The following is a 22306-nucleotide window of genomic DNA, read 5'->3' as shown; positions in this document are numbered from 1 at the left end:
GCACAAGATGTCTGGACTGAATGGCGCTGCCATTTTCGTGATTCAAACCCTGGGTAGCCTCTACCTGTTGATCGTACTGCTGCGTTTTATCCTGCAACTGGTGCGGGCCAACTTTTACAACCCGCTGTGCCAGTTCACCGTCAAGGCTACGCAACCCCTGCTCAAACCTATGCGCCGAGTGATTCCAAGCCTTTTCGGGCTGGACATGTCGTCGCTGGTGCTGGCTATCCTCGTGCAAATGGTGATCTTCGCCGTGGTGCTGACACTGAGCTACATGTCGTTCAACATTCTAGGGTTGCTGACCTGGGCGCTCATTGGCGTGACCATGCTGTTCTTGAAGGTGTTCTTCTTCGCCATCATTATCAGTGTGATCTTGTCTTGGGTTGCACCGGGCAGCGCCAGCCCTGCCGCTGAGCTGGTCAACCAGATCACTGAGCCTGCACTGGCACCGTTCCGCCGCTTCTTGCCAAGCATGGGCGGCCTGGACATTTCGCCGATTCTGGCGTTCATGGTGATCCAATTGATCCAAAGCTACGTGATCCCGCCGTTGGCGATGTACGTCGGTATGCCGGGCGAATTGTTTGGCTTGATCTGACAACTACCTTACGCCCCCCCGTAGGAGCTGCCGCAGGCTGCGATCTTTTCATCTTCAACGTCAAAAGATCGCAGCCGCGGCAGCTCCTACGTGAGGTGTCCCATTTAGCCCAGACCATTGCTTGCCGCTCTGCCCCCCGCTCATTAGACTTACGCCTCATTTAAATGAGAGCAGGGTCAATGCCAGCTGCCTTCCCCCCCGATTCCGTTGGACTGGTGGTGCCGCAAATTGCGCACTTCAGCGAACCCTTGGCGCTCGCCTGCGGCCGTTCACTGCCTGCCTATGATCTGATTTACGAAACCTATGGCCACCTCAATGCCACGGCCAGTAACGCCGTGCTGATCTGCCACGCACTTTCCGGGCACCACCATGCTGCCGGTTACCACAGCGCCGACGAACGCAAACCTGGCTGGTGGGACAGCTGCATTGGCCCCGGTAAGCCGATTGATACCCGCAAGTTCTTCGTGGTCAGCCTCAACAACCTCGGCGGCTGCAACGGCTCTACCGGCCCAAGCAGCATTAACCCTGAAACCGGCCGCCCATTTGGGGCCGATTTTCCGGTGCTGACCGTTGAAGACTGGGTTCACAGTCAGGCCCGCTTGGCCGATCGTCTAGGGGTTACTCAGTGGGCGGCCGTTATCGGCGGCAGCTTGGGCGGTATGCAGGCGTTGCAGTGGAGCATCAGCTACCCGGATCGTCTGCGCCATTGTCTGGCCATTGCCTCAGCACCCAAATTGTCTGCGCAAAATATCGCCTTCAACGAAGTGGCGCGTCAGGCCATTCTTACCGACCCCGAATTCCACGGCGGTTCGTTCCAAGAAAAAGGCGTGATCCCCAAGCGCGGCTTGATGCTCGCGCGTATGGTCGGGCACATCACCTACCTGTCTGACGACTCCATGGGTGAGAAATTTGGCCGTGGCCTGAAAAACGAAAACCTCAACTACGACTTCCACAGCGTCGAGTTCCAGGTTGAAAGCTACCTGCGCTATCAGGGCGAAGAGTTTTCCGGGCGTTTCGACGCCAATACCTACTTGTTGATGACCAAGGCACTGGATTACTTCGACCCAGCGGCCAACTTCAACGATGACTTGGCTAAAACCTTTGCCGGAGCCAAAGCGCGCTTTTGCGTGATGTCGTTCACCACCGACTGGCGCTTCTCCCCAGCCCGCTCGCGGGAACTAGTAGATGCCCTGATGGCCGCGCAAAAAGACGTCTGCTACCTCGAGATTGATGCTCCGCAAGGCCATGACGCCTTCCTGATTCCGATCCCGCGTTACCTGCAAGCCTTCAGCAATTACATGAACCGAATAGAACTGTGAGAACGCCATGAGAGCCGACCTGGAAATCATCCAAGACTGGATCCCTGCTGGCAGCCGCGTGCTCGACCTCGGTTGTGGTAATGGCGAGCTGCTGAGCTGGCTGCGCGACAACAAGCAAGTCACCGGCTACGGCCTAGAAAACGACCCGGACAACATCGCCGAGTGCGTCGCCAAAGGCATTAACGTCATCGAGCAGGATCTGGACAAGGGGCTAGGCAACTTTGCCAGCAACAGCTTTGACATCGTGGTGATGACTCAGGCGCTGCAAGCCGTGCACTACCCCGACCGGATTCTCGACGAAATGCTACGCGTTGGGCGCCAGTGCATTATCACCTTCCCGAACTTTGGTCACTGGCGTTGCCGCTGGTATTTGGCCAGCAAGGGGCGGATGCCGGTGTCCGAGTTCCTGCCTTACACCTGGTACAACACACCGAACATTCACTTTTGCACCTTTGAAGACTTTGAGGCGTTATGCCGTGAACGTGAAGCCCGCGTGATCAACCGCCTTGCTGTAGATCAACAACACCGACACGGATGGGCGAGTAAGTTATGGCCTAACCTGTTGGGTGAGGTTGGCATTTATCGTGTCAGCAGTCCTGGCCTACAGGATCACCGCATCGCGGTTTAAATCAGGGTTCGCAAGGAGAACGGTCATGGGTCGGATAGGGCTACTGCTGCTTTCACTGTGCTTTGCCGGTCAGGCAATGGCTGCGGGTGTCACTCAGGTGGGCGATACGGTCGTGAATTACAACGCCTTCATGACTAACTTCTTGAGCCCTGAGATCACTGCAAAGTATGGTCTGCAACGCAGTGATCAACTCGGCGCCTTGAACATCAACGTGTCCAAGACCGATCAAAAAATCGCCAGCACCATTAAGGGCACGTACCGCGAAACCACTGAGAAAAAAGCCAAGCCGCTCACCTTCAAGCAGGTGATCAATGATCAGGGGGCGATTGATTACTTCGCTCAGTTCAAGGTCCTGCCCGCAAAAGTCTATGTGTTCGACCTTGAACTCAAGGTCAACGGCGAAACCAAACGCATCGAATTCTCCCAAGAGGTCGCTTCACTCCAATGATTAACCTTACGCAACTGGTCCTGGCTAGCCACAACGCCGGCAAACTCAAAGAACTTCAGGCCATGCTCGGCGAGTCGGTGCAGTTGCGCTCGGTGGGCGAATTCAGCAGCGTAGAACCAGAAGAAACCGGTTTGTCGTTTGTTGAGAACGCGATTCTAAAAGCCCGCAACGCATCCCGCCTTTCAGGCTTGCCGGCGCTGGCTGATGACTCGGGGCTGGCAGTAGACTTTCTTGGCGGCGCGCCGGGTATCTACTCGGCCCGTTACGCCGAAGGCCAAGGCGATGCGGCGAACAACGCTAAACTGCTGGATGTCTTAAAAGACGTGCCCGAAGCCGAGCGCGGCGCGCAATTTGTGTGCGTTCTGGCGCTGGTGCGGCACGCCGACGATCCCTTGCCGATCCTCTGTGAAGGGCTGTGGTACGGGCGCATCTTGCCAGCGGCCAGCGGCGAACACGGTTTTGGTTACGACCCACTGTTTTGGGTGCCGGAGCGCAACTGCTCCAGCGCCGAACTCAGCCCGGCCGAGAAAAACCAGCTGAGCCACCGTGCCCGCGCCATGGTCTTGCTGCGTCAGCGTTTGGGTCTGAAATGACCCATGACACCCCAACACAGCCGCTCTATCTGGGTGCGGCTGGCTTTACTCAGCAAGCGCCACGCGCGCCGCTGACCCAACTGCCACCCCTGTCGCTGTACATCCATATCCCGTGGTGCGTGCGCAAATGCCCGTACTGCGACTTCAACTCGCACACTGCCAGCGCAGTGCTGCCTGAAGAAGAATACGTCGACGCGCTGTTAGCCGATCTCGATCAAGACCTGCACGCCGTGTATGGCCGCGAGTTGAGCTCAATCTTCTTTGGCGGCGGCACCCCGAGTTTGTTCAGTGCTCAAGCGCTGGGGAGTTTGCTTAAAGGGGTTGAAGCGCGTATCCGGTTTGCCAGCGATATCGAAATCACCCTAGAAGCGAACCCCGGCACCTTCGAGCAAGAGAAATTTGTGGCGTATCGCAAGCTGGGGATTAATCGCCTGTCGATAGGTATCCAGAGTTTTCAGCAGCAAAAACTCCAAGCATTGGGCCGCATCCATAACGGTGACGAAGCCGTACGGGCCGCTGGAATGGCGCGCTTGGCGGGCTTTGATAACTTCAACCTAGACCTAATGCACGGTTTGCCCGATCAGAGCCTGGATGACGCACTGAGCGACCTGCGCCAAGCGATTGCCCTCAAACCGACACATTTGTCGTGGTATCAACTCACACTCGAACCCAACACTGTGTTCTGGAACAAACCGCCAGAGCTGCCCGAAGACGACACCCTATGGGACATCCAAGAAGCGGGGCAGGCGTTACTTGCTGAACATGGCTACGCTCAATACGAAGTGTCTGCTTACGCCCAACCGGGTCGCCCGGCGCGCCACAACCTCAACTACTGGAGCTTTGGCGACTTTATCGGCATTGGCGCTGGCGCCCACGGTAAATTGAGCCACCCTGATGGCCGAATCGTCCGCACGTGGAAAACCCGTCTTCCAAAGGACTACCTAAATTCAGCCAAAAGCTTTCAAGCAGGCGAGAAAACCCTGACAGCCGAAGAACTACCTTTTGAGTTTCTAATGAACGGCTTGCGCCTTACGGACGGCGTGGACGCTTCGCTCTACCCGCAGCGCACCGGTTTACCGCTTGAGAGTTTGCAGGCAGGACGCCAGGCGGCAGAACAAAGCGGCTTATTGCAGGTCGAACCGACACGATTGGCGGCGACCGCCCGGGGGCAGTTGTTTCTCAACGACTTGTTACAGCACTTTCTGATCTAAGGAACTCGAATGGACTTGGTACTAGACCTGCTTGCCACCGTGTCACGCTGGAGCCGCAGTCACCTCTCCGAGATATCCCTGGCCCTGATCGGCTGCCTGTTGGTGCTATTTGGTGCTGACTTTAAAGGTTGGGTCGAACAGCGTCTGGGCAGCATTGCCGGTGCCTTACGCGTACCACTAATGGCCCTGCTATGCCTGATCGGCAGCGGCGCGGCCTTGATCTACGCCACCCCCTGGGTTGAGCGCGGCCTGAGCCAATTCAACAACTACAGCCTGGCGCCGGTGCTGTTAGTGGTGTTGGTATTGATCGGAGTGGTTGCAGATCGCCGAGGCTAAATCGTGTTAACGATCAAAAGATCGCAGCCTGCGGCAGCTCCTACACAAAAAGCACTTACGCCACGCCCTAGAGTGGTGGCGGATCGCCGGGGATAAATCGTGTATCTGTAGGAGCTGCCGAGGCACGAAGGCTGCGATTTTTTAAAGACCAAAAGATCGCAGCCTACGGCAGCTCCTCATCACTTACGCCAACTTCTCGAACTTCAAATCCCACACGCCATGCCCAAGTCGTTCGCCGCGGCGTTCGAACTTGGTGACCGGGCGTTCAGCCGGGCGCGGGACGCACTGGCCGTCTTCAGCTAGGTTGCGGTAACCCGGCGCGACGTTCATCACTTCCAACATGTATTCGGCATACGGTTCCCAGTCGGTCGCCATATGCAGCACGCCACCCACTTTGAGCTTGGAACGCACCAGTTCGGCAAACGATCCTGGACGATGCGGCGTTTGTGGTGGCGGCTCTTGTGCCATGGGTCTGGGAAGAACAGCAGCAGGCGGTCCAAGCTGTTATCGGCCACGCAGCGCGTGAGGACTTCGATGGCGTCGCAGTCGTAAACCCGTAGGTTGGTCAGACCTTGTGTCAGTACGCCATTGAGCAGCGCGCCCACACCCGGACGGTGAACCTCAACTCCGATGAAGTCTTGCTCTGGCGAAGCCGCCGCCATTTCCAGCAAGGAGTGGCCCATGCCGAAGCCGATTTCTAGGGTGCGCGGTGCCGAGCGGCCAAACACTTGGTCGTAATCGACCGGTGCATCCGCCAGCGGTAGAACGTACAGCGGCGCACCTTGATCTAGGCCGCGCTGCTGGCCTTCGGTCATGCGCCCGGCGCGCATCACGAAGCTTTTGATGCGGCGGTGCTGGCGATCGTCGCCTTCTTCCAGGATCGGGGTGTCGAGTGATTCAGTCATCAGTGGCTCTTACTTGATCAGACCATCCAGCGGCGAGGAGGCGCTGGCATAGAGTTTTTTTGGCATGCGCCCGGCGAGGTACGCCAGACGGCCCGCCACAATGGCGTGCTTCATGGCTTCGGCCATGATGATTGGATGCTGGGCATTGGCGATGGCTGAGTTCATCAGCACCGCTTCGCAGCCCATTTCCATGGCAATGGTGGCGTCGGAGGCTGTGCCTACACCCGCATCCACCAACACTGGAATTTTCGCTTCTTCTAGAATGATCCGCAGGTTGTAGGGGTTGCAGATGCCCAGCCCCGTGCCGATCAGGCCCGCCAGCGGCATTACTGCGATGCAGCCCATGGCTTCAAGCTCACGCGCAATGATCGGGTCATCGCTGGTGTACACCATGACGTCAAAACCATCTTTGACCAGCACTTCGGCGGCCTTTAGAGTTTCGATCACGTTCGGAAACAGGGTTTTCTGGTCCGCCAGCACTTCAAGTTTGACCAGGTTGTGGCCATCCAGCAGTTCACGGGCCAGTCGGCACGTACGTACTGCTTCAACCGCGTCGTAGCAACCGGCGGTGTTCGGCAGAATGGTGTAGCGGTCTGGCGGCAATACGTCGAGCAGGTTCGGCTCGCCCGGATTTTGACCGATGTTGGTGCGACGCACAGCGACGGTGACGATTTCAGCGCCCGAGGCTTCGATGGCCAGGCGGGTTTCTTCGAGGTCACGGTATTTGCCAGTGCCCACCAATAGACGCGACTGGTAAGTACGGCCGGCCAATACAAAAGGCTTATCGCTGCGAACATTGCTCATCGGGAATCCTCTTTAAGTTGTGTGCACTGTGGACAGGTGTGAAGCGGGGCCAGATGACTAGCCGCCACCGATGGCATGCACCACTTCAACTTGGTCGCCTTCTTTGAGCACTGTGTTGACGTGCTGGCTGCGCGGCACGATGTCTAGGTTAAGCTCGACAGCCACTCGACGGCCCGTCAGCTCTTGCCGGGTCAACAAGCCAGCAACGGTTTCGCCGTCTGGCAGTTCAAAGGATTCACCGTTCAACTGAATGCGCATGCGCGACGCTGCCTTCATTTTTAGGGGGCCAGCATTCTAGCCCGATCAGTCAGGCTGACCCAAGCCATTCATCTAGCCGGGTTGCTTGATGCGCCAAGCGGCAATGCCCAAACAAAGCCAACCGGCCAAAAACCCAAAGCCACCGATGGGGGTGATCATCCCTAGCTTGCTAATTCCTGTCAGGGTCAGCACATATAAACTGCCTGAGAACAGTATGATGCCGAGCGCAAAACACACTCCGGCCCAAGTCACCAGGCGGCTTTGCAATTGAGTCGCCAACAGTGCAACGCCTACCAAGGCTAAGGTGTGAACCAATTGATAGGTGACACCTGTATGGAAAATAGTCAGATATTGCTCACTTAAACGGCCTTTCAAGCCGTGGGCGGCGAATGCGCCCAGTGCAACGCCGGTAAAGCCGAAAAACGCGGCTAACATCAAAAACACGCGCAGCATACTTAACTCCCGTCAGGATCATCGAATGACGCAGGGTCTGTATAATGGCGCGCTCAACGGGTTCGGCCAAGCCATCTATGCTGCGCAATTTTATACATCGCTTACTTAAGGCACTGCTGTGGTTCGCAGCCGGCAGTGCGTTGCTGGTGCTTATCTTGCGCTGGGTACCACCGCCGGGCACGGCGTTGATGGTCGAGCGTAAGATCGAGTCATGGGTCGACGGCCAGCCTATTGACCTGCAACGCAGTTGGCGGCCTTGGGATGAAATATCCGACGAGCTTAAAGTTGCGGTTATTGCTGGCGAAGATCAGAAATTCGCTGAGCATTGGGGCTTTGACCTGAGTGCGATCCGAGCCGCCTTCTTGCATAACGAAAAGGGCGGGGCCCTGCGCGGCGCCAGTACGCTGAGCCAGCAGGTATCGAAAAACTTATTTTTATGGTCGGGCCGTAGTTGGCTGCGCAAAGGGCTTGAGGTCTGGTTTACCGGATTGATTGAGCTGTTGTGGTCCAAGCAGCGCATTTTAGAGGTGTACCTCAACAGTGCTGAGTGGGATGAAGGGGTGTTTGGTGCGCAAGCGGCGGCCAAGCATCACTTTGGTGTGAACGCCAAAGACCTAACGCGCCAACAAGCCAGCCAATTGGCTGGCGTACTGCCTAACCCGCGCAACTGGAGCGCCAGCCATCCTACGCCGTACGTAGCGGGCCGAGCGTCATGGATTCGCCAGCAGATGCGCCAATTGGGTGGGGATAGCTACCTCACTACTCTGAACAACTCCCGCAGCCCAACGCCTTGGGCGAAATCCCTGTAGGCGCAGCCTTCGGCAGCTCCTACGGGGTGTTCGGCCCAGCTGTGACGCAGCGTTGTAACTAGAATTCCAACCCGCGTAGGAGCTGACGAGGAACGAAGGCTGCGAGCTTTTGATTTAGCGAGCCGCTCTAAGATCAAAAGATCGCAGCCTTCGGCAGTTCCTACGGGGCTGTGTTTTTTGTTGGAACAAAAACGCCCCGATCATATCGGGGCGTTTTGTGTTAGGTCGCGTTAAGCAGCGATCGAGAGTTTAAGCTTGTTCATCGCGCTTTTTTCCAGCTGACGAATTCGCTCGGCAGACACGTTGTACTTTTGAGCCAAGTCATGCAGCGTGGCTTTCTCTTCAGCCAACCAGCGCTGATACAGAATGTCACGGCTACGGTCATCCAACACTTCCAACGCTTCGTGCAGGTTGGTGTTGGAGTTGTCGGTCCAGTCAGCGTCCTCCAGTTGTCGCGCCGGATCATACCGGTGGTCTTCTAGGTAGTTGGCAGGCGACTGGAACGCACTGTCGTCATCCGCTTCAGCTGCCGGATCGAAGGCCATGTCATGGCCAGTCAAACGGCTTTCCATTTCGCGGACTTCGCGAGGCTCAACGCCGAGGCTTTCAGCCACACGATGAACTTCTTCGTTGTTCAACCAAGCCAGGCGTTTTTTCTGGCTGCGCAGATTGAAGAACAGTTTGCGTTGAGCCTTGGTGGTCGCGACTTTCACGATCCGCCAGTTGCGCAAAATGAACTCGTGGATCTCTGCTTTGATCCAGTGCACGGCGAACGACACCAAACGCACGCCCATTTCTGGGTTAAAGCGTTTGACCGCCTTCATCAAGCCAACATTGCCTTCTTGGATCAGGTCTGCCTGAGCCAAGCCATAACCCGAGTAACTGCGGGCAATGTGTACAACAAAACGCAGGTGGGCGAGCACCATCTGCCGAGCCGCCCCCAAATCCTGCTCATAGTAGAGACTCTCGGCCAGTTCACGCTCCTGCTCCGGTGTCAGCAATGGAATGCTGTTCACCGTGCTGACGTAGGCCTCAAGGTTCGCACCAGGGACCAACGCATACGCAGGTTGCAAAGAAGTGGTCATACGAAAAAACCTCCGTCTCACATAACTCGTGCAGTTCAGCACTGCGAAAGTTGACCGGAAACTGTTAAAAAAGTTCCGAAAAAAGCTGAAAAGGTCAACATATAAAATGCAATTACTTAGGAGAAAGCTCACGTAAATGACGTGCGACTGCAATCCATGCACCGATATACCCTAACAGTACCGCGCCAAGCAAGAGCGACAGACCATCGGCTACCGGCACTCCGGCCAGCGCAAAATCGCTGCCATACAACCCCGCCAGCCCAACCACCGCATCGTTGAGCCAGTTCAAGCCGAATGCCAATACACCCCAAGAAAGAATCCCGGCACCAAATCCGTAAAGCGCACCCATGTACAGAAACGGCCTACGCACATAGCTGTCAGTACCACCGACCAGCTTGATCACTTCAATTTCGATCCGGCGGTTCTCAATGTGCAAGCGAATGGTGTTGCCGATCACCAGCAGCAAAGCCGAAACCAGTAATACGGTCAAACCAAACACAAAGCGGTCACCCAATTTCAAGATGGCGGCTAAGCGTTCGACCCAGACTAGATCAAGTTGCGCTTGTTGCACCTTCGGCAACTCAGAAAGTCGCTCACGCAGGGCTTCAAGTGCGGTCTTATCGACCTCATTCGGGGTGACCAGCACCACCCCTGGCAAGGGGTTATCTGGCAGCTCTTTTAGCGCCTCACCCAAGCCAGACTGCTGCTGAAACTCATCTAGGGCCTTTTCGCGGCTGATAAATTCAGCGTCTGCGACCCCGGGCATACCTTTTATCTGATTGCTTAACTGTTCGCCCTGCTCACTGCTGGCATCCATTTGCAGGTACAACGAAATTTGTGCCGCACGCTGCCATGAACCGCCTAGACGCTCGACATTGCTCAGTAACAACGACAAGCCCATCGGCAAGCTCAAGGCGACGGCCATCACCAAACAGGTAAAGAAGCTGCCAATCGGCTGTTTACCTAAGCGGCGCAAGCTGTCGAGCAGGCTAGCGCGGTGCGCCTCTATCCAAGCATGGAACAACATCCCAAAGCTGGGGCCGTCGTCTTCGTCGTGCTTTTTCTTTTTCGGCGGCTGTGGATCAGCGGCCTTGGGCGCCACACGCTCAGAGACTTTGGGGCTGCGAGTTGCGCTCATTGCCCAGCCTCCCCATCGCCAATCAATCGGCCACGCTGTAAGGTCAGCATGCGGTGGCGCATACGCGCGATCAGTGCCAAGTCGTGACTGGCAATCAGCACGCTGGTGCCCAAACGGTTGATGTCTTCAAATACGCCCATAATTTCCGCCGCCAAACGCGGGTCGAGGTTGCCGGTGGGTTCATCGGCCAGCAGCAATGCTGGGCGATGGACGATAGCTCGGGCAATGCCGACGCGTTGTTGTTGGCCGGTGGACAAGTCGCCGGGGTACAACTCGGCTTTATCCGACAGCGATACCCGCTCCAGCGCTGAATCCACACGTTTGGCTATTTCTGGCTTGGACAAGCCCAAAATCTGCAACGGCAATGCAACATTGTTGAACACAGTGCGATCGAACAGCAGTTGGTGGTTCTGGAAAACCACGCCAATCTGACGACGCAAAAAAGGAATCTGCGCGTTGCTGATCTGGCTCAAGTCCTGACCCGCCAACAGTAATTTACCGCTGGTCGGACGCTCCATCGCCAGCAACAGCCGCAATAGCGTGCTTTTACCTGCGCCGGAGTGGCCGGTTACAAAAAGAAACTCACCGCGCCGGACCCGGAAGCTCAGCTCGTGCAGGCCCACGTGTCCATTTGGATAGCGTTTACCGACCTGCTCGAAACGAATCATGGACGCTCCCGCTCCGCAAACAGAGCCTGAACAAAGGGTTCGGACTCAAAAGTACGCAAATCATCAATGCCTTCACCGACGCCAATAAAGCGAATCGGAATATTGAACTGTTTGGCCAAGGCGAAGATAACGCCGCCTTTGGCCGTGCCGTCGAGCTTGGTCAACGCCAGGCCCGTCAATGCGACGGTCTGGTGGAACTGCTTGGCCTGGCTGATAGCGTTTTGCCCCGTGCCCGCGTCGAGCACCAGCAGCACTTCATGCGGAGCGTCTTCGTCGAGCTTGCCGATCACCCGGCGGACTTTTTTCAGCTCTTCCATCAGGTTGTCTTTGGTGTGCAGACGACCGGCGGTGTCAGCAATCAGTACGTCGATGCCACGCGCCTTGGCCGCTTGCACTGCGTCGAAAATTACCGAAGCGGAGTCTGCGCCTGTGTGCTGGGCGATCACCGGAATGTGATTGCGCTCACCCCAAACCTGCAATTGCTCGACCGCTGCCGCGCGGAAGGTATCACCTGCCGCAAGCATGACTTTTTTACCTTCCAGTTGCAGTTTCTTGGCCAGTTTGCCGATGGTCGTGGTTTTACCCGCACCATTCACGCCGACCACCAAGATCACAAACGGCTTGCTTTTGGCTTCGATTTTGAGCGGTTGCTCAACCGGCTTGAGCATGGCCGCCAGCTCGTCCTGCAACGATTGGTACAGTGCGTCGGCGTCTGTGAGCTGCTTGCGCGCAACCTTCTGCGTGAGGTTTTTAATGATCACCGAGGTCGCTTCAACGCCTACGTCTGCGGTCAGCAAGCGGGTTTCGATTTCGTCCAGCAGATCGTCATCAATGGCTTTTTTGCCCAGAAACAGACTAGCCATACCTTCGCCGATGCTGGCGCTGGTTTTGGACAAACCTTGCTTAAGGCGGCTAAAGAAACCGACCTTAGTTTCAGGAACGGGTGCAGGCGTCTGCACGGGCGGCTCGACTACCGGCGCAAACGCAGCCAATACAGGAGCCTGAGCGGCCAAAGGGGCTGGCGCTGGAGAAGCAGGCTCGTCGAGGTGTTCAACCACCTCAACCACAGGTTCAACCTCTGGAATAGGCGGCACGATATGCGGCGCGTTAACGTCTTCGACCAGTGCAACCGGCTCTTCTGGCACCGGCAGCTCTGGCCACGGCGCAAGTTGAGCGGCCACTGGCGACTCCACAATGGGTGCGGGCACTTCAGTAACCACTGTCACTTCAGGCGTCGGCTCGACCACTACCGGCGGAGCGTCGATCAACGGCTCGGGGGTCACTTCAGGCGCAGGCGCTGGCTGTTCAACGACGGTTTCCTGCGGTTTTCTACGCAGCCATCCGAACAGGCCTTTCTTCTCGCCAGCCGCAGCTGGGTTCTTCTTGTCGTCGTTGGAACCAAACATGGAGGACGGCTATCTCATCGTAGCGACGCGCCACTGTGGCGCCCCGGCAAATAATATTGATGTGAAAAAGACTGTAATTTTGTCAGCTCGTTCGCACACAGCTTATTCAGAGTGTAAAGAAACACCTCTATAACTTCGTCTTACCTCAGACATGGAACGGGAAAAGCGGCAAAAAAAGGAAATTTACCGAGATACATCCACACTTCCAAGTCGGCTCCTATACTGCCCGATCACAGGTTGGCTGATCGTAGTTGGCTTGATAGGCATGGCCGCCAGTAAAACGGATCAGTATCCTAGCACCTCCTCCCCCGCAGACGCTAAGGCCAAGCGGGCAGCCGAACAGGTTAAAAAACGAATGAATCCTCTCGCCCGCTGCGCTGCTGGCCTGTTGCTCAGCACCGTTTTGCTCCCTTTATCAGCCTTTTCGGCTGATGCACAACCGACCCACGAGTTCCGCCTGGACAATGGCCTGAAGGTTATCGTGCGTGAAGATCACCGCGCGCCAGTCGTGGTATCGCAAGTCTGGTACAAAGTCGGTTCCAGCTATGAGACGCCCGGCAAGACGGGGCTGTCCCATGCCCTTGAGCACATGATGTTCAAGGGCAGCAATAAAGTTGGCCCCGGCGAAGCCTCGCTGATCCTGCGCGACCTCGGCGCCCAAGAAAACGCCTTTACCAGCGATGACTACACCGCGTACTACCAAGTGTTGGCCCGCGACCGCTTGGGCGTAGCCTTTGAGTTAGAAGCCGACCGCATGGCCAGCCTTCGCCTGCCACCGGAAGAGTTCAAGCGCGAAATTGAGGTGATAAAAGAAGAGCGTCGTCTGCGCACTGACGACAATCCGATGAGCAAAGCCTACGAGCTGTTCAACGCCATGGCCTATCCGTCCAGTGGCTACCACACACCGACCATTGGTTGGATGGTCGACTTGGAGCGGATGAACGTTGCTGAGTTACGCGCTTGGTACGAAGAATGGTACGCCCCCAATAACGCCACGCTGGTGGTGGTCGGTGACGTGACCCCGGATGAAGTTAAAACCGTGGCCCAACGCTATTTTGGCCCGGTGCCCAAGCGTGATCTGCCCATTGCAAAAGCCCCGCTCGAACTGGCCACGCCCGGCGAGCGTCTGCTCAAAATCCACGTTCAGACTCAACTGCCCAGCTTGATGATGAGTTTCAACGTGCCAAGCATCGCTACCTCTAAAGATCCGGTCACCGCCAGCGCGCTGCGCCTGATCTCGGCGTTGCTGGACGGCGGCTACAGCGCACGCATGTCTACGCAACTTGAGCGCGGCGAAGAACTGGTGTCGGGCGCGTCGTCCAACTACAACGCCTTCACCCGTGGCGACAGCCTGTTCCTGATATCAGCGATGCCCAATAGCCAGAAAAAAGTCACTCTGGCCCAGACCGAAGCTGGTGTATGGCGCTTGCTTGATGATCTGAAAAAAACACCTCCGACCGCCGAGGAGCTGGAGCGTGTGCGCGCTCAAGTGATTGCTAATCTGGTGTATGAGCGCGACTCCATCACCTACCAAGCGACCTCGATAGGCCAGTTGGAGTCCGTCGGCCTGTCGTGGAAGCTGATAGACAGCGAATTGGCTGACCTGCAAAAAGTCACCCCGGCCGATATTCAGCAGGCCGCTCGTACCTATTTCACTCGCGACCGTCTGAGCGTTGCGCACGTACTGCCCGAGGAGAAAACCCATGAGTGAGCATAAAGGCCCGCGCTTCGCACTGCTCGCCCTGACCACGGCCGTTCTGGTCGGCGCACTCGGCTACTACTTTGTCAGCCCAAGTGTCTCCGTCGCGAGTCAGGCAACCGATCAAGCCAAATCCGAGCACAAGCTTGAGTCCTTAACTGAGCTTGACGGTAAAGCACCGACCAATCGCAAACTGGACATCCAGACGTGGCAAACCGCCGAAGGCTCAAAAGTGCTGTTCGTCGAGGCTCGGGAATTGCCGATGTTCGACCTGAGCCTGACCTTTGCAGCCGGTAGCAGCCAAGATGGCAACACGCCAGGTATCGCGGCGCTGACCAACGCCATGCTCAATGAAGGTGTCGCAGGCAAAGATGTCGGCACCATCGCCGAAGGTTTTGACAGCCTCGGCGCAGCGTTCGGCAATGGTGCTTATCGCGACATGGCTATTACTTCATTGCGCAGCCTTAGCGACGCCGACAAGCGCACCCCAGCGCTCAATTTGTTTGCCGAAGTGGTGGGTAAACCGACATTCCCTGCGGACTCTCTGGCTCGGATCAAAAACCAGATGCTTGCCGGTTTTGAAATCCAGAAACAAAACCCTGGCACATTGGCCAGCAATGAGCTGTTCAGTCGCCTGTATGGCAACCATCCTTACGCACACCCAAGTGACGGCACTGCGCAAAGCATCTCAGCCATTACGCTCGACCAGATCAAAGCCTTCCACAGCAAGACTTACTCCGCGGGTAACGCGGTGATTGCAATTGTTGGCGATCTGTCACGTGAGCAAGCCGAGGCCATGGCGTCACAAGTATCGGCCGCCCTGCCCAAAGGCCCGGCAGTGGCCAAAATCGCCGCCCCAGTTGAGCCTAAAGCAGGCGCAACGCACATCGAGTTTCCGTCCAAACAAACCCAACTGCTGCTGGCCCAGTTGGGCGTTGACCGCGACGCTCCCGACTACCCCGCACTGCTGCTGGGCAATAAGGTTTTGGGCGGCGGTGGCTTTGGCACGCGTCTGATGACTGAGGTGCGGGAAAAACGCGGCCTCACCTACGGCGTCTACTCCAACTTTAGTCCGATGGAAGCCCGCGGCCCGTTTCAGATTAACCTGCAAACACGTGCCGAATTGAGCGAAGGCACGCTCAAACTGGTTGAGGGCATTTTGGCTGACTATCTGAAAAACGGTCCGACGCAAAAAGAACTCGATGATGCCAAGCGTGAGTTTGCGGGTAGTTTCCCGCTGTCGACCGCCAGCAACGCAGCAATCGTCGGCCAACTGGGCGCTATCGGTTTCTATGACTTGCCGTTGGACTATCTAGAGAAGCTCAGAGAGCAATCCCAAAATCTGACCACCGAGCAGGTTAAGGCCGCCATGAGCAAGCACTTGAGCGCCGACAAAATGGTCGTAGTGACCGCCGGCCCAACTGTGCCGCAACAACCACTGCCACCTCCTACCGATAAACCTTCAGAGCAACCTCTTGGGGTTCCGGAGCATTAATGGCAAAGCCAAAAAACACATCGCACTCAGGTGCAGGTCAGTTACGCATCATTGCCGGGGAATGGCGTAGCCGAAAGCTAGACTTCCCCCATGTAGAAGGTCTGCGCCCGACGCCAGACCGTGTACGTGAAACCTTGTTCAACTGGCTATCACCTTACATTCAAGGCGCCAAGGTACTGGACGTGTTCGCCGGGAGCGGCGCGCTGTTTCTAGAAGCCTTGTCACGCGGTGCGGCCAAGGGTCTGGCCTTAGACAGTAATCGCGAGGCGATCTCTAACATCCGCGAAAACATGGGCATACTGCGTTGCACAACAGGCCAAGTACAGCAGACTGACGCACTGCGGTACCTGGACGCGACACCGAGCGAGATCTTTGACGTGGTGTTTCTTGATCCGCCGTTTAACAAAGAGCTGCTCAAGCCGGCCTGCGACCTGCTGGAGCAGCGCGGCTGGCTGACAGATGAGGCTTGGGTGTACACCGAAAGCGAGTCACGCCCCTCAGAGCTAGGCTTGCCCGCTAACTGGCGTTTGCACCGTGAACAAAAGGCCGGGGGCGTGCACTACGCCTTGTGGCAGCGTGAAGCCGTTCAAACACCCGTTGCGCAGTAACAACCGCTGACCTCTGTACAGTCGTTGCCGCACATTGCGGCAACGATTGCACACACCCTTCTGCCATCCGCACTACCTATGTACCGCACTCTGCCGTCATCGGCATCGCATCCTGCTTGTTCTAATTGATCACTAATCGCACGCGAAGCCTCAGTGCTTGGTGTTTACAAGAACAACGGATGTTAAACATGACTTCTACGACCGAAAAATCGACTCACGAATACACCCTCGACAACGGCCTGCGCGTGATCGTGCGCCAAGATCACCGACTACCGAACATTTGCGCCTCACTGTTTCACAAAGTGGGCACCTACCATGAGCGGCCTCACCAACACGGCCTGGCCTTCCTGACGGGTGGTGCAGCCTACCAAGATAAAGACAAAGAGAAGAAAATCGGCGCCACTAACTATGGTTGGCTTGATTACAAGCTAAGCGCCTATAGCCTTGATGCACCACGTCATGAACTGACGTCAGTACTGGGCTTACTCGCGGCCAGAATGGCACCGCCAGTGCTGACCCAAGAGCGGCTTAATAAAGGCATTGAATACATACAAACACTGGAGCTGAGGGACCCTTACTACAGCTCCAACTACTGGCTCGACCCAGCGTTTAAGCAACTGATTTATTCGTATCCGGGCAAGAGCTACAAATTCGGCGATATCGACGATCTTGCGCGCCTCACAATGACCGACGTCCTGCGCTGGCATGCAGAAGGCTACGGGCCCAACAATACGATTTTGGTTATCGCTGGCGATACCACACTCGAAGAGATCCAACCTTTGGTGCAACACAGCTTTGGGGACATCGCACAGGCGGAGGTCTTAGCGTCCATAGTTAAGCCCGCAAGCCTCCCTCAGCGTGATGAGCGCAGGCTCACTCAACATCTCTATACCGAGTTAGCGCGGCTGCAAATGGCTTTTAATATGCCCTTTCTCGCCAGCCCAGATACCACGAACGATGTCCGGGTCTTACACGTGATTGCTGCATTGCTGAGCAAAGGCCCAGAGGCATGGCTCCCAGGTCGCTTGTCTGAGGGCAAAGATACATTAACCAGCGCTATCAGCATTCTTACCAGCTTGGGTCTTCAAGAAGACCTCTTCCTGATCAGTGCCACCTTGGGCGAACACTCCTTGTTATCTGTGCAAGAGCTAGAACTGGAAGTCATCGCGTTACTCGAAGCACTCAAACAGCACCCATTGGATGCTGAAACCTTGAACTATGGCCGTCATCAAGCCCTAGAAAACCTGAAAGAACTGGACACACTGGAGATTCAGGTCACGCTCATTGGCACCCTAGCGGTCATGGGCCAGCCCTTGGCCCTGCTCGACAGCGAAGCTGAGCAGATCCAAAGCGTTACGGCAGATGACATCCAGCGTGTGGCAAACAAATACTTCAATTCACACCAGTTGAGCGTGGCCCATATTATGCCGCGCCAGGACTAAACCCATTAAATAGGGCGCGCTACCTATATACCGCCTGACAGCATCCGCCTTGATCCAACCTGTTCTGACCTCTTTACAGAACACTTAAGGATCCTTACGGATGAAAAGCCACTTCTTGGTTCGCTGGCTAATCGCCTTGTGCTTGCCAGCGCCCGTCTACGCCAATACATCACCGGCGACCCACGTTTTTACCCTCGACAGCGGCCTTAAAGTCATTGTTCGCGAGGATCATCGCGCGCCCGTGGTGGCCTCGCAGCTTTGGTACAAAGTGGGTGCCAGTTACGAGCAGGAAGGTCAAACCGGCTTGTCCCACGCCCTAGAACATATGGTGTTCAAAGGCAGCAGCAAGTTGCCACAGGGCGAGGCGTTAAAAGTACTTGAGTCGCTGGGCGTCAGCGCCAATGCAACCACCCGGCCCGATGCAACGTTTTATGCACAGTTACAGGCCAATAACCGCTTGGCGGTGTCGCTCGAAATTCTCGCAGATCAAATGAACAGTTCGCGCTGGAGCGAAACCCAATTACAAACAGAGCTAAAGGTCATCCAACAAGAGCGGCGCACCACCGCCGATAGCAGCCTGTGGAGCTTGATCAACGAGCGGCTCAAAACCATCGCTCATGTGGCGAGTACCTACAAGAACCCCGTTCTAGGCTGGATGCATGACATCGACCGGCTGAATAACCTGGCACTCATGCAGTGGTACCAAGAGTGGTATGCGCCCAACAATGCGCTACTGGTCATCGTCGGGGATGTAACGCCAGATCAAGTCAAGGCATTGGTGACTGAGCAGTTTGGCGCTATCGCCGCACGCCCTTTACCCACGGCTAGGCACCCCATCGAGTTGGAGCGCCTTGGACGTCGCGCGCTACAACTTCGCCTCCCCAGCCCGAATGCAAAGCTGGCGATGGCCTTCAACGTGCCCAGCTTGAAAACCGCGAAAGATCCGCAAACAGCCTTTGGTTTGTTGTTGCTCAACGAACTGTTAACCAGCAGCGACAGCTCGCCCATCAAAGTCCGCCTGATGCATGAGCAAGGCGTGCTGGCGGGGACTTTCTCCCATTACGACCTGCTAAACCGTGGCGATGGACTGCTCAGAATCTGGGCCGAAATCAGCCCGTCCCGCGCTGAAACCCCTGAGGCCGTCGAGCGCTTGATTTGGGCGCAGCTCAACGAACTCAAAACCACCCCTGTCAGTGCCCAGACACTGGAACGCGCTAAACGAAGAATCATCACCAAGCGTCTCTACGCCCACGATCAGATCGAGAAGCAAGCCAGCGAAATAGGTGAGCTGGAAAGTATCGGGCTGCCTTGGTCCACCCTGGACGCACAAGCCCAAGCCTTACACGCACTGACAACGGCTGACATTCAGCGATTAGCCAGCACCTACCTCACCGAAAACCGCTTCAGCGCCACTTACATGTCAGGGCCGGAGAAAAAAAATGACTGATCAGCTCAACACAACACCGCGCTACTTATTGCCACTGATGTTTATTTCCACCCTATTGCTGAGCCTCTGCATGAGCGGCCCTACGCAGGCGGCTGAGGCTACGCCATCGGGTTTGCAAACGCTGCAAACTATTGATGACAGCCAAGTCGCCGCGCGCGCCCTAAACATTCGCGCGTGGTCCACGCACGAAGGCACAAGCGTCCTCTTTATCGAAACCCGCGAGCTTCCCATCGTCGACCTCAGCCTCCGTTTCTCGGCGGGCAGCAGTCGAGACCAAGAATTACCGGGCTTGGCAAACATGACCTTGAAGCTCTTGAACCAAGGCGTGAACGGTATGGATGCCAAGGCCATTGCCGAAACGTTTGATCATCTGGGAGCACAATTGACGCTCTCTCTGGACAAAGATGAAGCGCGGCTCAACCTGCGCACACTCAGTGACAGCGAAACGCGTAAGTCGGCCGTGGAGATGTTCACGCGTCTGGTCACACAGCCTGCTTTCACCACTACGTCCGTAGATCGCGCTAGAACTTCAGCGCTCAATACGCTCAAGCTGGTTCAACAAAACCCTGCAGCCGCCACCCAACACGCACTTTATAAGCAGTTGTATGGCAGCCACCCTTACGCCAGCCCCAGCGAAGGCAACGCCCAGAGCCTTACGTTGATTGACGCTGAAAAAATTCGGGGCTTTTATCAGCAAGCCTACACCGCCGCCAACGCGCTGCTGGTTATCGTGGGCGACATCTCCGGGGAAGAAGCCACACGCTTGAGCATTGCAATCAGCCAAGCCTTGCCCCAAAGCTCCGCATTAGCCCCTGTTGGATTGGCCATCGACCGCACACGGACTGCAAGCCATAACCATAGTGATGCTGCAACCAGCCAGAGCTTCATCATGCTGGCGCAGCCTGGCTTGCCTGCGAACCACCCTGACTACGTAGCGCTACAAGTGGGCAGCCTCATATTCGGAGGTTCCAGCTCCAGTCGCTTGATCAATGAGCTACGCCATAAACGCGGGCTGACTTACAGCGCGGCGGCTTTTATGCCGCTCTGGCAAGCCGGTGGTCCTTGGACGATCAGCTTGCAGACCGCTCCCGACCAACAAGAAGCGGCCATCACCTTAGTCAAAGAGCTATTTGCAGAATGGCTGCGCGACGGCCCCACAAATGAGGAGCTTGTGGCCGTCAAAAAACGATTGGCCGGCAATCTTCCACTGGCCAGCGCCAGCAATGCACAAATGGTTCAACAGCTATTGATTATGGGCGCCCACGGCTTGCCCAGAAACTTCGACGCACTCGTTACCAAAGCCCAGCAACTGACTCAGCAAGACATTACAGCGGCGATGAGGGCTCATTTCAGGGCCGATCAGTGGCAGATATCAAGCCTCGGGCCAACAGTCGAACAGCGTCCCTTGCCTCCTATAACGCCTTAAGCCCAGCTCGTTTTTCATTGCGTAGTTATCTAACGCACCTGCCACCTGCGTTTAACTCAACCTGTCCTGACGAACAATCGTCAGGACACTCACCATGAAACGATCCATCACCGGGCTATTACTCGGCGTCATGCTGCTCCCGCTTCTAGCATTGGCCAACAGCCCACCCTCAACTCATGAGTTCATGCTCGATAACGGCCTAAAACTCATTGTTATCGAAGACCATAAAGCCAGCTTGGTGCACAGCCACTTGTGGTATCGCATCGGGTCCAATCAGGAGGGGCCGGGGCAGACGGGCTTGTCCCATGCGCTAGAGCACATGCTGTTCAATGGCAGCAGCAAGCTCTGCCCAAGCGAGTCCGACCAGATTTTACAAAGCCTTGGTGGCAGCCAAAATGCCACCACTCTGAATGACGCAACGCTGTATTTTCACACCGTGCCGCCCCACGCGCTTGGCGTCAGCTTTGAAGTGCTGGCAGACCAAATGAGCACCGCTCTCTTATCTGCGTCGCAGTGGAAGGGCGAGCGTGAAGTGGTCAAAAATGAGCGCAGTGAATCCTCTGAACACCACCCCATTAAGCGTGCTCTGGAAATCCCCCGGCGACTGGCCCTGCCAGCCAGCGCCTCTGGCAACCCCGTTATTGGATGGCGACATGATCTTGATCGCTTACAAGCTGACGATTTAAAACACTGGTATCACCGCTGGTATGCGCCTAACAACGCGGTGTTGATTGTCACTGGCGATGTCCATCCTCAACAGGCCAAACAGCTGGCGGAGCGATATTTTGGCCCTATTGCACGCCTCCCTCTACCATACAGCCCCGCTCCTATCGAGCTGACAGCGCCTGGCGAGCGCACCATCCGCCAGTACCTTCCTCAGCAAATACCCATGTTGTACATGGCTTTCAATGTGCCCAGCCTTAGGACTCAAGTAGATCCGCTCACAGCACAGGCACTGGAACTGATCGCCGAAATGCTGGCAGGCGCTAACAGCTCGCTGCTCAAGGCCCAATTAATCCGCCATGAAGGGCTGGCGAGCGCCGTCACTGCTCATTACCAAGCGGTCAGCCTCGGTGATGAATTGTTCAACATCAGCGCGCTGCCTGAGCTCGAAAAAGCCGGCTCTATGGAAACGGTCAGAGCGCGGATTCTGGCCATTATCGAGTCATTGAAAACAGCTGCGCCCAGCCTTGAGGACCTTGAACGCGCGCGCATTCAGATCACCGCCCGGCGCGTGTTTGATCAAGATGCATTAGAGAATCGGGCGCTCACCGTGGGTTTTCTGGAGATGGCCGGGCTGTCCTGGCGCTCCGAACAGACCCGACTCGACGCGTTGAAATCCATCACCCCGCAAGACATTCAACGCACCGCACAGACCTTTCTGGTTGCTGACCGTTTGACCACCAGCTATGCGCTGCCCGAGGAGACACCTCATGACTAATGCCAAGCTCCTCGCACGCCTCACCCTTGTTTACCTGCTTGCGCTGTCGGGCCTATTCTTGACCGCGAGCTGTTACGTGCGTGCAGATGCCC

The 22306-nt window shown here is 56.3% G+C and carries 22 protein-coding genes and 1 pseudogene; 15 read left to right on the top strand and 8 right to left on the bottom strand.

The genetic code is table 11. The features are described from left to right. Positions 1-7 precede the first annotated feature (7 nt). From AQS70_RS16760 to AQS70_RS16730, 7 genes are all read left to right on the top strand, one after another. On the top strand, positions 8-595 hold the full coding sequence (locus AQS70_RS16760; RefSeq protein ID WP_055103882.1) for a YggT family protein: 588 nt from the start codon (positions 8-10) through the stop codon (positions 593-595). A gap of 179 nt (positions 596-774) precedes the next feature. Beyond that, on the top strand, positions 775-1914 hold the full coding sequence (gene metX / locus AQS70_RS16755) for a homoserine O-succinyltransferase MetX (protein WP_055103881.1): 1140 nt from the start codon (positions 775-777) through the stop codon (positions 1912-1914). A gap of 7 nt (positions 1915-1921) precedes the next feature. Next, the gene (gene metW, locus AQS70_RS16750; RefSeq protein WP_055103880.1) at positions 1922-2542 is read left to right on the top strand and encodes a methionine biosynthesis protein MetW; all 621 of its coding nucleotides are present in this window, start codon (positions 1922-1924) and stop codon (positions 2540-2542) included. Between the two features lie 25 nt (positions 2543-2567). Beyond that, complete coding sequence (locus tag AQS70_RS16745; RefSeq protein ID WP_055103879.1) at positions 2568-2990, top strand: DUF4426 domain-containing protein; 423 nt, start codon at positions 2568-2570, stop codon at positions 2988-2990. Next, positions 2987-3583: an RdgB/HAM1 family non-canonical purine NTP pyrophosphatase gene (gene rdgB, locus AQS70_RS16740; RefSeq protein WP_055103878.1), complete on the top strand. Its 597-nt coding sequence runs from the start codon at positions 2987-2989 to the stop codon at positions 3581-3583. The genes AQS70_RS16745 and rdgB overlap by 4 nt, the downstream gene beginning before the upstream one ends. Further along, on the top strand, positions 3580-4794 hold the full coding sequence (gene hemW, locus AQS70_RS16735; RefSeq protein WP_055103877.1) for a radical SAM family heme chaperone HemW: 1215 nt from the start codon (positions 3580-3582) through the stop codon (positions 4792-4794). The genes rdgB and hemW overlap by 4 nt, the downstream gene beginning before the upstream one ends. A 9-nt stretch (positions 4795-4803) precedes the next feature. Continuing rightward, positions 4804-5130: a DUF3392 domain-containing protein gene (locus AQS70_RS16730; protein WP_019409176.1), complete on the top strand. Its 327-nt coding sequence runs from the start codon at positions 4804-4806 to the stop codon at positions 5128-5130. A gap of 183 nt (positions 5131-5313) precedes the next feature. On the opposite strand, the pseudogene trmB reads toward AQS70_RS16730, so the two are convergent. The 4 genes and pseudogenes from trmB to AQS70_RS16710 all read right to left on the bottom strand — a co-directional run bounded on the left by trmB (position 5314) and on the right by AQS70_RS16710 (position 7550). Next, positions 5314-6035 (bottom strand): annotated as a pseudogene (trmB, locus tag AQS70_RS16725) (tRNA (guanosine(46)-N7)-methyltransferase TrmB). Positions 6036-6044: 9 nt separating this feature from the next. Beyond that, positions 6045-6839, bottom strand: a complete 795-nt coding sequence (locus tag AQS70_RS16720; RefSeq protein ID WP_048370981.1) for a thiazole synthase — start codon at positions 6837-6839, stop codon at positions 6045-6047. A gap of 57 nt (positions 6840-6896) precedes the next feature. Beyond that, positions 6897-7097 carry a sulfur carrier protein ThiS gene (gene thiS / locus AQS70_RS16715; protein WP_055103876.1) on the bottom strand — a complete coding sequence of 67 codons (201 nt, stop codon included), beginning with the start codon at positions 7095-7097 and terminating at the stop codon, positions 6897-6899. Positions 7098-7169: 72 nt separating this feature from the next. Continuing rightward, positions 7170-7550 (bottom strand): DUF423 domain-containing protein, encoded by a 381-nt coding sequence (locus AQS70_RS16710; RefSeq protein ID WP_055103875.1) that lies wholly within the window; start codon positions 7548-7550, stop codon positions 7170-7172. Positions 7551-7594: 44 nt separating this feature from the next. Here AQS70_RS16710 and mtgA point away from each other — a divergent pair, with 44 nt between their 5' ends. After that, positions 7595-8359: a monofunctional biosynthetic peptidoglycan transglycosylase gene (gene mtgA, locus AQS70_RS16705; protein WP_055103874.1), complete on the top strand. Its 765-nt coding sequence runs from the start codon at positions 7595-7597 to the stop codon at positions 8357-8359. 230 nt (positions 8360-8589) lie between these two features. Here the strand turns inward: mtgA and rpoH are convergent, their stop codons facing one another. From rpoH to ftsY, 4 genes are all read right to left on the bottom strand, one after another. After that, a complete protein-coding gene (rpoH, locus tag AQS70_RS16700; protein ID WP_019409182.1) occupies positions 8590-9444 on the bottom strand; it encodes an RNA polymerase sigma factor RpoH in 855 nt (284 codons plus the stop codon). 112 nt (positions 9445-9556) lie between these two features. After that, on the bottom strand, positions 9557-10582 hold the full coding sequence (gene ftsX, locus AQS70_RS16695; protein WP_055103873.1) for a permease-like cell division protein FtsX: 1026 nt from the start codon (positions 10580-10582) through the stop codon (positions 9557-9559). Further along, the gene (ftsE, locus tag AQS70_RS16690; RefSeq protein ID WP_055103872.1) at positions 10579-11250 is read right to left on the bottom strand and encodes a cell division ATP-binding protein FtsE; all 672 of its coding nucleotides are present in this window, start codon (positions 11248-11250) and stop codon (positions 10579-10581) included. Before ftsE ends, ftsX begins: the two co-directional genes overlap by 4 nt. Next, positions 11247-12656, bottom strand: coding sequence for a signal recognition particle-docking protein FtsY (ftsY, locus tag AQS70_RS16685; protein ID WP_055103871.1), 1410 nt, complete (start codon positions 12654-12656; stop codon positions 11247-11249). The genes ftsE and ftsY overlap by 4 nt, the downstream gene beginning before the upstream one ends. Before the next feature lie 355 nt (positions 12657-13011). On the opposite strand from ftsY, the gene AQS70_RS16680 reads away from it, so the two are divergent. From AQS70_RS16680 to AQS70_RS16650, 7 genes are all read left to right on the top strand, one after another. After that, entirely contained in the window at positions 13012-14367 is a 1356-nt protein-coding gene (locus AQS70_RS16680) for a M16 family metallopeptidase (protein ID WP_055103889.1), read from the top strand. Next, the gene (locus AQS70_RS16675; protein WP_055103870.1) at positions 14360-15850 is read left to right on the top strand and encodes a M16 family metallopeptidase; all 1491 of its coding nucleotides are present in this window, start codon (positions 14360-14362) and stop codon (positions 15848-15850) included. Before AQS70_RS16680 ends, AQS70_RS16675 begins: the two co-directional genes overlap by 8 nt. Next, a complete protein-coding gene (rsmD, locus tag AQS70_RS16670; protein WP_055103869.1) occupies positions 15850-16458 on the top strand; it encodes a 16S rRNA (guanine(966)-N(2))-methyltransferase RsmD in 609 nt (202 codons plus the stop codon). The genes AQS70_RS16675 and rsmD overlap by 1 nt, the downstream gene beginning before the upstream one ends. A gap of 188 nt (positions 16459-16646) precedes the next feature. Next, positions 16647-17900, top strand: coding sequence for a M16 family metallopeptidase (locus AQS70_RS16665; protein WP_162233909.1), 1254 nt, complete (start codon positions 16647-16649; stop codon positions 17898-17900). A 100-nt stretch (positions 17901-18000) separates the two neighbouring features. Beyond that, positions 18001-19347 carry a M16 family metallopeptidase gene (locus AQS70_RS16660; RefSeq protein WP_055103867.1) on the top strand — a complete coding sequence of 449 codons (1347 nt, stop codon included), beginning with the start codon at positions 18001-18003 and terminating at the stop codon, positions 19345-19347. Beyond that, complete coding sequence (locus AQS70_RS16655; RefSeq protein ID WP_055103866.1) at positions 19340-20773, top strand: M16 family metallopeptidase; 1434 nt, start codon at positions 19340-19342, stop codon at positions 20771-20773. Before AQS70_RS16660 ends, AQS70_RS16655 begins: the two co-directional genes overlap by 8 nt. Positions 20774-20867: 94 nt before the next feature. After that, positions 20868-22214, top strand: a complete 1347-nt coding sequence (locus AQS70_RS16650) for a M16 family metallopeptidase (RefSeq protein WP_055103865.1) — start codon at positions 20868-20870, stop codon at positions 22212-22214. The last annotated feature ends 92 nt before the right edge of the window (positions 22215-22306 follow it).

Origin of the sequence: Pseudomonas endophytica, from assembly GCF_001411475.1 — a bacterium.
In the GTDB taxonomy this organism is placed as follows: Bacteria; Pseudomonadota; Gammaproteobacteria; order Pseudomonadales; family Pseudomonadaceae; genus Aquipseudomonas; species Aquipseudomonas endophytica.
Note: the sequence above shows the minus strand (reverse complement) of the source record. Positions and strands in the feature narration are given on the sequence as shown.